Source organism: Streptomyces sp. NPDC053069 (genome assembly GCF_044546895.1).
In the GTDB taxonomy this organism is placed as follows: Bacteria; Actinomycetota; Actinomycetes; order Streptomycetales; family Streptomycetaceae; genus Streptomyces.
This window is the reverse complement of the sequence record NZ_JBITZN010000021.1, coordinates 85,580-97,826: the sequence shown is the minus strand read 5'-3', so window position 1 is coordinate 97,826 and position 12,247 is coordinate 85,580. Positions and strand designations below refer to the sequence as shown.

Sequence of the window (12,247 nt, the reverse complement as noted above, 5' to 3'; positions counted from 1 at the left end):
CCTGCAGCCGCGCGCCCCCGGGTCCACACCCGCCGGACCGCCCCGGCTAGCGCGGCGAGAACGCGTCCAGCACCCGCTGCAACGCCCGCTCGAACACCGCCTCCAGATCGATCGGCCCCGGATCCTCCGCGAAAGCCGCCGCCATCCTGGGATATGCGCCTGAGGCGATCTGACTGCCCAGGTAGGCGATCCGTACCGCGTGCTCCTGCTCCTCGGACCACGGCAGGGCGCGTACCCGCTCCGCGGTGTCGAGCTCGTTGCGGACGTAGGTGGTCACCACCCCGTTCAGCATCGCGATCAGCTCCAGCTTCGTCCCGTACGACGCCTCCAGCGGATCCAGGCAGGCCAGGCAGTGCTCCAGATAGCGCAGCGCATGCGGGCTGAAGCCGTACACCGGGGACATCAGCCGCGGCAGCCAGGGGTGCCGGTGCATCAGCGCGCGCGTCTCACGGGCCATCCGGAGCAGATCCGCCCGCCAGTCCCCGCTCGGCTCCCACCGGACGTGCTCCGCGCTGGCCGCGTCCACCATCAGCTCGTACAGGTCCTCCTTGCGGGGGACGTAGTTGTACAGCGACATGGTGCCGCAGCCCAGCTCGGCCGCGACATGCCGCATCGACACCGCGTCGAGCCCCCGCTCGTCGGCGATCCGGACGGCGGCCGCCGCGATGTCGTCGCGGGTGTACGCCGGCTTCGGACCCCGGCCGGTGCGCTCGGGGCGCGCCCAGATCACTTCGGGGACGGCCCCTCGGACTGCCATCGATCATCACCTCGGACACCATCCTAGTTACGTACAGCGTACGTAGTGCGGTATGGTCGCGGCATGACAACTACGTACGCTGTACTTAGTGAGGGACTGGAGAAGCGCTTCGGTGAGGTGCACGCCCTGCGGGGCCTGGATCTGGCCGTCGCCGAAGGGACCGTGTGCGGGCTGCTCGGGCCCAACGGGGCCGGCAAGACGACGGCCGTACGGCTGCTGACCACGCTGCTGCGGCCGGACGCCGGTTCGGCGCGGGTCGCCGGACACGATCTCGTCCGCGAGGCGGCGGCCGTACGTCGCCGGATCGCCGTCACGGGGCAGTACGCCTCGGTCGACGGCGACCTCACCGGCCGGGAGAACCTGCGGCTGTTCGCCAGGCTGCACCGGGTGCGCGGGCCGGCCGCCCGGACCGACGAGCTGCTGGAGCGCTTCGGCCTGACCGAGGCCGCCGGCCGCAAGGCCTCGACCTACTCCGGCGGCATGCGGCGCCGGCTGGACCTCGCGGCCAGTCTCATCCGCCACCCCGGCGTGCTCTTCCTGGACGAGCCGACCACCGGACTCGACCCCGCCAGCCGCGCCCGCATCTGGCAGGCGGTGCGCGAGCTGAAGGCGGACGGTACGACCGTGCTGCTGACCACCCAGTACCTGGAGGAGGCGGACCAACTCGCCGACGACATCGCCCTGGTGGACCGCGGACGCGTCGCACACACCGGCTCGCCCGCCGAGCTCAAGGCGCTCATCGGGTCGTATGCGGAGGCCGTGGTGGCCGACAGCAGTGCGCTGGCGCAGGCCGCGGGTGTGCTCGATCGACTGACCGGCACCGCACCGGTGTTCGATCACGAGCGCAACGCCGTCGGTGCCGTCACCACCGACGCGACGCTCACCCTGCCGCGCCTGGTACGCGAACTCGACGCGGCGGGCGTGCCGTTGCTGGACGCGAGTCTGCGCCCGCCCACCCTCGACGACGTGTTCCTGAGGCTCACCGGGGCGTCCGGCGACGAGTCCGACGACAGCAAGGAGCTTGCCGCATGAGCACGTTGGCGTACGACGGCCTGGCGATGACGGGACGACAGCTGCGCCGGGTCCGCAACAATCCGGGCCTGGCGGTCCTGACCCAGATGATGCCCGTCAACATGCTGCTGTTCTTCGGCTATGTGTTCGGCAGCGCGCTGGCGATGCCCGGCCGCGAGTACCGGTCCTTCCTGGTGCCGGGGCTGCTGGTGGCGACCGCGGCCGGCGGGCTGATGACCGGCATGTTCCAGGCCGCACAGGACACCCACCGGGGCGTGATGGACCGGTTCCGGACGATGCCGGTGAGCCGGGCCGCCGTACCGCTCGGACAGGCGGTCGCCGACCTCGTCGTCACCCTTGTGGGGACCGTGCCGCTGCTGCTGGTCGGGCTCGCGGTGGGATGGCGGATCGAGGGATCGGCGATCGACGCGGCCGGTGCGGTGGGGCTGCTGCTGCTCTTCCGGTTCGCGTGCACCTGCGCCGGGATCTTCCTCGGGCTGCTCACCCGCAGCGAGGACGCCGCCGGGCAGCTCGGCGCCTCCTCCTTCGTGCTGCCCCTGCTGTCCAACGCCTACATCCCGACGGGCAACCTGCCGGGCTGGCTGCGCACGCTCGCCGAGTGGAACCCGATCAGCGCGGTGACGACCGCCCTGCGGGACCTCTTCGGCAACGCACCCGTGCCACCGGACTCCGCCTGGCCGGTGGCCCACCCGGTCGCCGGGTCGCTCGCCTGGAGCCTCGCCCTGACGGCGGTGTTCCTGCCGCTCGCGGTGCGCCAGTACACACACGGGGAGCGCTGAAGAAGCACTGAGGGCTGTCGGGCTGCTGACAAAACCGCCGGTCACAGGCCATGATCCGGCCATGGAACAGCCCACGGGCCAGCCCGCGCCCCAGCAGCCCCTGCCCCTTGCGGGCATCACCGTCGTCGCCGTCGAACAGGCCGTGTCCGCGCCCTTCGCGACCCGGCAGCTCGCCGACCTGGGCGCCCGGGTCATCAAGGTGGAGCGGGTCGACGGCGGCGACTTCGCGCGTGGTTACGACACGGCGGCCCGCGGTCTCGCCTCGCACTTCGTGTGGTGCAACCGCGGCAAGGAGTCCCTGGCGCTGGACCTGAAGGACCCGCGCGGCCTGGACGCCGTACGGCGGCTGATCGCGGACGCGGACGTGTTCGTGCAGAACCTCGCCCACGGGGCCGCGGCCCGCCTCGGCCTGGACGCGCCCAACCTGTGCGCGGCGCATCCACGGCTGATCGCCGTGGACATCTCCGGGTACGGCTCCCTCGGTCCGTACGCGGACAAGAGGGCGTACGACATGCTCGTGCAGTGCGAGGCGGGGCTCGTGTCGGTGACCGGGACTCCGGAACAGCCGGTGAAGGCGGGGATCCCGGCGGCGGACATCGCGGCCGGGATGTACGCGTTCTCGGGCGTCCTGGCGGCTCTGGTACGGCGGGGGACGACCGGGCGGGGCGGGCCGGTGGAGGTGTCGATGCTGGAGGCGCTCGCCGAGTGGATGGGGCATCCGCTGCACCATGCGATGCATGGGGGTGAGCCCCCGGCGCGCACCGGCCTCGCGCACGCCGTCATCGCGCCGTACGACGCCTATCCGACGGCGGACGGCGGGCGGGTGCTGCTGTCGGTGCAGAACGACCGCGAGTGGCGGCGGCTGGCCGAACAGGTCATACGACGCCCGGAACTAGGAACGGATCCGGCGTACGCAACGAACGCGGCACGGGCCGCGAACCGGGAGAAGACGGACGACCTAGTGGCGCGGGTGCTCAGCACACTGGACGCCGACGAGGCGCTGGCGCGGCTGGAGCAGGCGGGCATCGCCTGTGCCCGGCTCAGGGATGTGCACGAGCTGGCGCAGCATCCGCAGCTGGCGGCCCGGGAGCGGTGGCGTGAGGTGGGATCGCCGGTCGGGCCGTTGAAGGCGCTGCTGCCTCCCATCACACTGCCGGGCGGGGACGAGGCACGGATGGGTGAGGTGCCCGCGCTCGGGCAGCACACCGAGGCGCTGCTGCATGCCGTGGGGATGACGGACGACGAGATCGCAGCGATGCGCCGGGACGGTGTGGCGGCCTGAGCGCCGACATCCCGCGAGCGGACTCAAGGGGGCGGCTCGGGGCCGCTCAGTGTCCGCCGAACAGCGAGCGACGCAGCCGGCGCAGTGGCGCGAACAGGGAGACACGGCTGACCCGCTTGCCCCGGTCGCTGCGCTGGTGCGGCGTGTCACGCGCCGTCAGCTCGCGCATCAGCGAAGTCGCCTCGACCGTCTCCCGCTGCGGTATGGCGGGACCCGCCAGTACCGACAGATGGCGGTCGAGGCGCGAACTGGTCGCGCTGCTCCCGCAGGTGATCGCAGGGACCCTGGCCCTGCTGCGCACTGTTATCTGTTCCATGTCACTCCCCACCCGTACGAGTCCACCCGGCCCGGGCAGGGTAACCCTATCGCCCCAGCGGGGCACGCGTGTATCTCGGCCACAGGATTCACCTTCCCTGCAAGGCGGTTGACCATCCCTCGCTGACTACTCTCCGAATCCGACCGATTTCAGGGTGAGTTGGACAAGGGGCTGACTTGTGGGTTGCGCTGAGCCTCCGTCAGGTTCGACGGTTACAGCGAGTGACGTCGAGGACGTGTCGAGACCCTTGGCGACCAAGGGCGTGTCGCCCGCGAAGAGCCCCAGGGAGCGCGGTCCTGCGCCGGGGCGCACGAGCCAGAGCTGGTGGACGCGGCCGCCGGACGGGGCGCCGTATCCGCTGAGGGTGACGACGGCTTCCCGCTCCGATGCGGAAGCGATCACTCCGATACCGCGGCCCTGAGCGTCCTCGCTGGTGGTGGTCCGGGCGTCGGGTGCGGCCAGAACGTGGGCGATCTCACGCGCCCGGGACCGCTCCGCGTCCAGCCGGTCCTGGCTGCGGTGCGCCTGGACCGCGAAGAGGGAGGCGACGACGAGGGCCGCCGCCGCGGTCGCCGTGGCGAGCGGCACGAACAGGGGGCGCCTGCGGGGCGTACGGGTGCGCCCCGGCGGGGGCTGGGTGCCCCAGACGTGCGGCGGCAGCTGGGGCGTGCGCTCCCGGGCCGGCGCCTGCGCCTGTTCCTGGGGGGTGGTGCGCACGGCGGCCAGCACCCGCTCGCGCAGTCCGGCGGGCGCGGGAGCCGCTGTGGACCAGGCGAGCCGTACGGCGTCCTCCGCGAGGTCCTGCACCTCGGCGGCACAGCGGTCGCAGCTCTGCAGGTGTTTCGCGAATCTGCGCCGCTCGCCCGCGTCGAGGGCGTCGAGCGCGTAGGGCGCGGCGAGGGAGTGCAGGTCCTCGCGGCGCAGCAGTCGGCCGAGGATGCTCATGCGGCGCCTCCCAGGCACTGGCGGAGCCGGGTGAGCCCGTCGCGCATCCGTGTCTTGACCGTGCCGAGCGGCAGCGAGAGCCGCTCGGCCACCTCACGGTAGGTGTAGCCGTCGTAGTAGGCGAGGGTCACGGACTGGCGTTGCAGGTCCGTGAGCCGGCGCAGGCAACGGCGCACCCACTCCCGCTCCATGCCGGCCTCGACCTCCTCGGCGACCTGGTCGAAGGCCGGCTCCCCGGCGCGCAGGGCCTCCCGCTGCTCGCGTTCGCCGGCCGCGCGGGCGCTGCGCACCCGGTCGACGGCGCGGCGGTGGGCGAGGGTGAGGATCCAGGACAGCGCGCTGCCCCGGCCGGGGTCGTACCGGGCGGCCGAGCGCCACGTCTCCAGCAGTACCTCCTGGGCGACCTCCTCGGACTGGGCGGGGTCGCGCACCACCCGTCGTACGAGTCCGTACACCGGCCCGGACACCAGTGCGTACAGGTCCTCGAACGCCCGCTGGTCGCCGCCCGCGACGAGCACCAGCAACTCGTCGGCCTGCATGCGGGTCCCCTCTCCGTGGCCGCAGCCGGCCCTTCCGCGCACTCCACGCATCCGCACGAACGCACACCTCCGGCGGGTGATACGGATCGCCGGGCGGAAAACGCGGGTCGGGAAGGACCCAAAAAATTTTCTCCGGCCGACCCATCCGATCCGCGCTCCGGCTCCGTATACCCCTCCGTCAAAGGCAAGTCGGCACTGAGGACGGACGGCATGACACCTCTCTTCTCCAGGAGCGGCACGGGACGCACCGGGCTGGTCACGCTCATCTGCGGTGCGTTGGCCGCCGGAGGGCTCACCGCCGCCGGCGCCGCCGCGCTGGCACCCGGGGCGGCCTCCGCCTCCTCGCACCGGGAGGCCCCGCTGATCTCGGGGACCCCGCAGTACGACAACACCGACCTGTACGCGTTCGTCAGCCCGGACAAGCCCGACACCACGACGATCGTGGCCAACTGGATCCCGTTCGAGGAGCCGGCGGGCGGCCCGAACTTCTACACGTTCGCCGACGACGCCCAGTACGACCTGCACGTCGACAACAACGGTGACGCGCAGGACGACCTGGTGTTCCGCTACACCTTCACGACCCACACGAAGAACAAGAACACGTTCCTGTACAACACGGGGCCGGTCACCAACCTGGCGGATCCCGACCTCAACATCACGCAGACGTACGACATCGAGCTGCTCCGGCTCAAGCACGGGCACGCGGTGTCGAAGACGAAGGTCGCGGACGATGTGCCGGTGGCGCCGTCGAACGTCGGCAAGGCCTCCATGCCGTACTACGGCAAGCTGCGCGACCAGGCCATCTACAAGGCGGCGGGCGGCACCACGACCTTCGCCGGGCAGGCGGACGACCCGTTCTTCGCGGATCTGCGCGTCTTCGACCTGCTGTACGGCGGCAACCTCAGCGAGGTCGGCCGGGACACCCTGAAGGGCTACAACGTCAACACCATCGCCCTGCAGGTGCCGAACGACCTGATCCGGGAGTCCGCCGGGCAGCCGGTCGTCGGGATCTGGTCCACCACCCAGCGCCGCAACGCGCAGGGCTACTACACCCAGGTCTCGCGCCTCGGCAACCCGCTGGTCAACGAGGTGGTCAACCCACAGAAGGACAAGGACAGGTTCAACGCCTCCGAGCCCGCGTACGACGCCCAGTTCCTGAAGAACGTCACCAACCCGGAGCTGCCGAAGCTGATCGAGTCGATCTACAAGATCAAGGCGCCGGCCGAGCCCCGCAACGACCTGGTCGACGTGTTCCTGAAGGGCGTGAAGGGCCTCAACCAGCCCCCCAAGGTGCGCCCTGCGGAGGAGCTGCGTCTGAACACCTCCATCAAGCCGAGCATGCATCCCAAGCGGCTGGGTGTCCTGGACGGCGACAACGCGGGCTTCCCGAACGGGCGGCGGCTCACCGACGATGTGATCGACGAGGCGTTGCAGGTCGTCGAGGGTGAACTGGTCGGTTCGAAGAACGACTTGGGTGACGCGGTGGACAAGAACGACAAGGGCTTCGAGAAGTACTTCCCGTACGTCGCCGAGCCCACCTCCGGTTCGCGCGGCCCGCTGGCCAAGGGGACGACCGCGGGCACGGACGTGCGCAGCCAGCTGGGCGACGCCCTCCAGCCCGCCGGGTCCTCCGGCGGCTCCGGTTCCGGCAACACGGTGCTGATCGCCGCTTCGGCGGCCTCGGGTGCGGCCGGAATCCTGCTGATCGGCACCGCCGTGGGGTGGTGGCGCCGGCGCATCCGGCGCCCCTACTGACCCCACCCACCCCGACCGGCGCGGCCCGTATCCCCCTCCCCCCAGCGCGGGCCGCGCCTTCCCGTTCCGACCAGCAGCAGGCGACCGAGGAGAGGGCATGTCTCCGCGTACGAACGACGACGAGGCCGGCGAGCGGCAGGTGAACACGGAGGTGGGCAAGACAGCGCCACGTCCCGCCGCAGCCTCCGCCGCCTCCGGGACGGGCACCGAAGGAGGCAGGCCCGGCTCCGAGGAGTCCTCGGCCCCCGGCGCCGACGGGCGTGTGGTCGCCCTCCGGCGGTTCGCGGCCGCCGGGCGGCGCTGGCGCGGCGTGCAACTCGTCGGCTGTGCCGCCCTGTTGGCGATCGCGCTGACCGGCGGGGCGATCGCCGTGGGGGCGGACGGGACGCCCACCACCGTGCCGGCCGCCTCCACGGCTGTGGACCCCGGTGTCCTGGGCGGCGGTGACCTCGACGCGAGCATCTCCGCGCTGCAAAGTCATCTGCGCACCCAGCCCAAGGACTCCGGCAGTTGGGCCACCCTGGGCCTGGCCTACGTCGAGCAGGCGCGGACCAAGGGCGACCCCTCCCGCTACCCGCAGGCGGAGCGGGCGCTGCAGCGCTCCCTCGCACTCGCGCCGGACAACGACCAGGCGCTGGCCGGCCGCGCGGCCCTCGCCGCCGCCCGGCACGACTTCAAGCACGCCCTGGCCTACGCGGAGGAGGCGCTGCGGCAGAACCCGTACAGCGAACGCGCGCTGTCCTCCCGTATCGACGCCCTGGTCGAACTCGGCCGGTACGCCGAGGCCTCGAAGGCGGCCGGGACGGCCGACGCCCGCAAGCCGGGCGTGCCGGTCTTCACGCGGTACGCGTATGTGCACGAGCTGCGCGGCGATGTGACGACGGCACGCCGCGTCCTCCGGCAGGCACTGGCCGGAGCGACGTCGGCGGGCGACGTCGCGTACGTGGCCGCCCAGCTCGGCCAGCTCGCCTGGAACCAGGGCGACTACAAGACCGCGCTCACCTGCTACGCCCGTGCCCTCGCCGCCGATGACACCTATCTCCCCGCGCTGGAGGGCCGGGCAAGGGCGCAGGCGGCCGACGGCGACCGTGCGGCGGCGATCAAGGGGATGGAGACGGTGGTGTCCCGCTATCCCCTGCCGGGACCGCTCGTCGTACTGGGCGAGCTGTACGAGGCGCGGGGTGCCGCCGGTGACCGGGCCCGGGCGCGGCGGCAGTACGCCCTGGTGGACGCCTGGATCGCGCTGGCCCGCGCCAACGGCGTCAACGCCGATCTCGACACCGCGCTGGCCGCCGCCGACCACGGCGACAAGACGGCCGCCCTGCGCGCGGCCCGCGCCGAGTGGGCCCGCCGGCACACCGTGCACACCGCGGACGCCCTGGCCTGGGCGCTGCATGTGAACGGCCACGACGCCGAGGCCCTGCCGTACGCGCGCCGGGCCACCGCCACCGGGTACCGCAACGCCGCCTTCCTGTACCACCGCGGCATGATCGAACTGGCCACGGGACACCGCACGGCCGGCCGCGCCTCCCTCACCTCGGCCCTGCGCCTGAATCCCGGTTTCTCCCCGCTCGGCGCGGCCGAGGCCCGCAAGGCGCTGGAGGCCGCGAAGTGAAGCTGCGTCCCCCGATGTTGCGCCTCCCCTTCCTGCTCCTCGCCATGAGCGCACTCGCGCTGCTGCCGGCCGCCCCGGCGAGCGCACACCCGCTCGGGAACTTCACCGTCAACCGCTACGACGGTCTGGTCGCCGCCCCCGGGCAGCTGCGCGTGGACCATGTGGAGGATCTCGCCGAGATCCCGGCGACGCAGGCCAAGCCGGACATCGAGCGGCTGGGCATGACGCAGTGGGCCCGGCAGCGCTGCGCGCAGGCCGCTCGGGGCAGCGAGGTGACGGCGGGCGGGCACCGGGTCCCCCTCACGGTGCGGGACAGCAGGGCCGGCCTGCGCCCCGGGCAGGCCGGTCTGAACACGCTGCGCGTCGAGTGCCGTTGGACCGCGTCGCTTCCCCGGACCGGTTCGGTCGCCCTCGGCTTCCGCAGCGCGACGAACTGGTCCGGCCCCGGCTGGCGGGAGATCACCGCGCGCGGCGACCGCATGACGCTCACCGCGACGGACGTTCCGAAGACATCTGTCTCACACGAACTGACCACGTATCCGAAGGACCTGCTGTCCTCCCCGGCCGACACCACCGCCGCCTCCGTGCGGCTGCGCCCCGGCGGCCCGGCGCTCGCCGAGGAGCGGCAGCAGGCGCCGGGCGCCGCCGTCCTGCCACGGGGCGCCGACCGCTGGACCCGCGCGCTGGACGACCTCGTGGCCCGGCACGACCTCACCGTCGGTTTCGCCGCGCTCGCGCTGCTCGTCGCGGTCGTCCTCGGCGCGATGCACGCGCTCGCGCCCGGCCATGGAAAGACCCTGATGGCCGCGACGGCGGCGGCGCGCGGTGGCCGGGCCCGCCCGCGTGACGTGCTGCCGCTGGCCGCCTCGGTCACGGTGACCCACACCCTCGGCGTGGTCGCCCTGGGCCTGCTCGTCACGGCCGGCTCGGCCGCCACCCCCTCGGTGATCGCCTGGCTGGGTCTGGCGAGCGGCGCCCTGGTACTGGCGGCCGGCGCCAACCTCGTACGGCGGGCGTGGCGCAACCGGGCCCCCGCGCATGCGCACGCACACCACGGTTCCGACCATGGGCATGTGCACGCCCACCATGGTTCCGACCACCACCATCACCACTCTCACCATGGTGAGCACACCCATGGGGAACACGCCCACGGGGTGCACACCCACACGCACGGTGGCCATACCCACTCCCACCCCACCGCCCCCACCCTCCGGGGCACGATCCTGCTCGGCTTCGCCGGTGGGCTGGTGCCCAGTCCGTCCGCCGTGGTCGTCCTCGTCGGCGCCGCCGCGCTCGGGAAGGCCTGGTTCGGGCTGCTGCTCGTGGTGGCCTACGGTGCCGGGCTCGCGCTGACACTCACGGCCGCCGGGTTCGCCGTGGTCCGGCTGGGCTCGGGGATGACCCGGGTGCTGGAGCGGCGCCCGCGCTGGACCGCCCATCCGCTGGCCACCCTGGTGCGCCGGTCCGTGCCGCTCGCGTCCGCGCTGGTCGTCCTGGCCCTGGGCGCGGGATTGGTGGTCAGGGGGGCCGCATCCGCACTCGGCTGAGCTACTTTGGTGACACATCACGCGACTTGGGGGGCGCCCGTGTCCGAAGAGCCGGGCCGCGACCGTGTGATCGCGGGCCGCTACCGTCTGCTGTCCCCGCTGGGCGAGGGCGGCATGGGCACGGTGTGGCGCGCCCGGGACGAGGTGCTGCACCGCGAGGTGGCCGTCAAGGAGGTGCGGGCCCCGGCCGGGCTGCCGGCCTCCGACGTGGAGCGGATGTACGCACGCCTGGAGCGCGAGGCATGGGCGGCGGCACGGGTCGCCCACCGCAATGTGGTCACGGTGTACGACGTGGCGCTGGAGGCCGGCCGGCCGTGGATCGTGATGGAGCTGGTGCGCGGGCTGTCGCTCGCCGACCAGCTGGAGGCTGAGGGCCCGCTGTCGCCGCAGCGGGCCGCGCACATCGGCGCGGAGGTACTGGCCGCGCTGCGCGCCGCGCACGCCGCCGGGGTGCTGCACCGGGACGTGAAACCGGCCAACGTGCTGCTCGCCAACGACGGCCGGGTGGTGCTGACCGACTTCGGGATCGCGTCGGTCGAGGGCAGCTCCGCGCTGACCATGACCGGCGAGGTGATCGGCTCGCCCGAATTCCTCGCCCCCGAGCGGGCCCTGGGGCGCACGCCGGGACCGGAGTCGGATCTGTGGTCGCTGGGAGTGCTGCTGTACGCGGCCGTGGAGGGTGTCTCGCCATTCCGGTACGACACCCCGCTGAGCACCCTGCGTGCCGTGGTGGAGGACGACTTGCCGCAGCCGCGCAGGGCCGGGCCGCTCGCCGCAGTCATCGAGGGGCTGCTGCGCAAGGACCCCGCCGAGCGCACGGCCGCCGAGCGAGCGGAGGACGAGCTGCGGCTCGTCGCGGCTGGGGGTGCCCCCTCCGGGGGAGGAACGCCCTGGAGGGCCCCGATGCCGGTGCCGCCGTTCACCGCGCCGACGGCCGCGGACCGGTACGAGGAGCCGTCCGCCGAGCCCTCCCCCGCTCCGCCGACGCCCCTGCCGGCCAGCACGACGTCCGGGGAGCCGGTCCGCTCCCGGCGGACCGGTCCGGTGCTGGTGGCGGGGGTCCTCGCGGTCGTGCTCGCGCTGGCGGGACTGACGTACGCACTGCTGAACCGCGACAACGGCGACGGTCACGGGAAGGAGAGCGGCGCGCGGGCGAGCAGCAGCGCGCACGCGCCGACCGCACACAGCAGCACCGACTCGCACACCAGGGCGTCGCCGGCCCCGAGCGGCAGCACGTCGTCGAGCACCCCGCCGGCGCAGTCCGTGCGCGTCACCGTGACCGGCGCGCACACGGCGTACTCCGGGAGCTGTCCGCCGCCGGCCGGGCAGACGCCCTCGTTCACGGCGACGTTCACGGTGGGACGGGTGCCCGCGCAGGTGGAGTACCGGTGGGTGACGACGCGCGGGTCGGTGTCGGATCCCGGGTGGCGGACGCTGTCGTTCGCGGACGGCGGCGGGAAGAGCCGGCAGGTGCGGGTGACCCTGACGGTGTACTCCGGCGCGGGCACGACCGCGGACCAGGTCGGTGTGAAGGTGCGCGCTCCCGTGCAGACCACGTCGAACGCCGTCCCGTTCTCGGTGACCTGTACGACGGCTACGGCGACGGAGACCCCGTCGGGCGGGGCCTCCGCTTCGGCGTCGGGCTCACCGGAAAGTTCACCCTGAGGGGTGAGCCCTTTC

General features: G+C 72.9%; 11 protein-coding genes. 7 read left to right on the top strand and 4 right to left on the bottom strand.

Annotated elements, in window-relative coordinates; translation table 11 throughout:
- Positions 1-46 precede the first annotated feature (46 nt).
- A complete protein-coding gene (locus ACIGXP_RS36175; protein ID WP_399775702.1) occupies positions 47-757 on the bottom strand; it encodes a TetR/AcrR family transcriptional regulator in 711 nt (236 codons plus the stop codon).
- Positions 758-820: 63 nt separating this feature from the next.
- On the opposite strand from ACIGXP_RS36175, the gene ACIGXP_RS36170 reads away from it, so the two are divergent.
- From ACIGXP_RS36170 to ACIGXP_RS36160, 3 genes are all read left to right on the top strand, one after another.
- On the top strand, positions 821-1,789 hold the full coding sequence (locus ACIGXP_RS36170) for an ATP-binding cassette domain-containing protein (RefSeq protein WP_363214997.1): 969 nt from the start codon (positions 821-823) through the stop codon (positions 1,787-1,789).
- Positions 1,786-2,568, top strand: a complete 783-nt coding sequence (locus ACIGXP_RS36165) for an ABC transporter permease (protein WP_363214998.1) — start codon at positions 1,786-1,788, stop codon at positions 2,566-2,568. The genes ACIGXP_RS36170 and ACIGXP_RS36165 overlap by 4 nt, the downstream gene beginning before the upstream one ends.
- A 61-nt stretch (positions 2,569-2,629) precedes the next feature.
- Positions 2,630-3,850 carry a CaiB/BaiF CoA transferase family protein gene (locus tag ACIGXP_RS36160; RefSeq protein ID WP_399775699.1) on the top strand — a complete coding sequence of 407 codons (1,221 nt, stop codon included), beginning with the start codon at positions 2,630-2,632 and terminating at the stop codon, positions 3,848-3,850.
- Positions 3,851-3,896: 46 nt separating this feature from the next.
- On the opposite strand, the gene ACIGXP_RS36155 is transcribed toward ACIGXP_RS36160, so the two are convergent.
- The 3 genes from ACIGXP_RS36155 to ACIGXP_RS36145 form a co-directional block, all read right to left on the bottom strand.
- Positions 3,897-4,166: a hypothetical protein gene (locus ACIGXP_RS36155; protein WP_363215000.1), complete on the bottom strand. Its 270-nt coding sequence runs from the start codon at positions 4,164-4,166 to the stop codon at positions 3,897-3,899.
- 126 nt (positions 4,167-4,292) lie between these two features.
- Positions 4,293-5,111, bottom strand: coding sequence for an anti-sigma factor domain-containing protein (locus ACIGXP_RS36150; protein WP_399775697.1), 819 nt, complete (start codon positions 5,109-5,111; stop codon positions 4,293-4,295).
- Entirely contained in the window at positions 5,108-5,650 is a 543-nt protein-coding gene (locus ACIGXP_RS36145; protein WP_363215002.1) for a sigma-70 family RNA polymerase sigma factor, read from the bottom strand. Before ACIGXP_RS36145 ends, ACIGXP_RS36150 begins: the two co-directional genes overlap by 4 nt.
- A gap of 210 nt (positions 5,651-5,860) precedes the next feature.
- Here ACIGXP_RS36145 and ACIGXP_RS36140 point away from each other — a divergent pair, with 210 nt between their 5' ends.
- From ACIGXP_RS36140 to ACIGXP_RS36125, 4 genes are all read left to right on the top strand, one after another.
- Positions 5,861-7,405, top strand: coding sequence for a DUF4331 domain-containing protein (locus ACIGXP_RS36140; protein ID WP_399775695.1), 1,545 nt, complete (start codon positions 5,861-5,863; stop codon positions 7,403-7,405).
- A 97-nt stretch (positions 7,406-7,502) separates the two neighbouring features.
- A complete protein-coding gene (locus ACIGXP_RS36135; protein ID WP_399775693.1) occupies positions 7,503-9,020 on the top strand; it encodes a hypothetical protein in 1,518 nt (505 codons plus the stop codon).
- Positions 9,021-9,034: 14 nt separating this feature from the next.
- Complete coding sequence (locus ACIGXP_RS36130) at positions 9,035-10,567, top strand: sulfite exporter TauE/SafE family protein (RefSeq protein WP_399775797.1); 1,533 nt, start codon at positions 9,035-9,037, stop codon at positions 10,565-10,567.
- Positions 10,568-10,606: 39 nt separating this feature from the next.
- On the top strand, positions 10,607-12,232 hold the full coding sequence (locus tag ACIGXP_RS36125; RefSeq protein WP_399775691.1) for a serine/threonine-protein kinase: 1,626 nt from the start codon (positions 10,607-10,609) through the stop codon (positions 12,230-12,232).
- Positions 12,233-12,247: the final 15 nt, after the last annotated feature.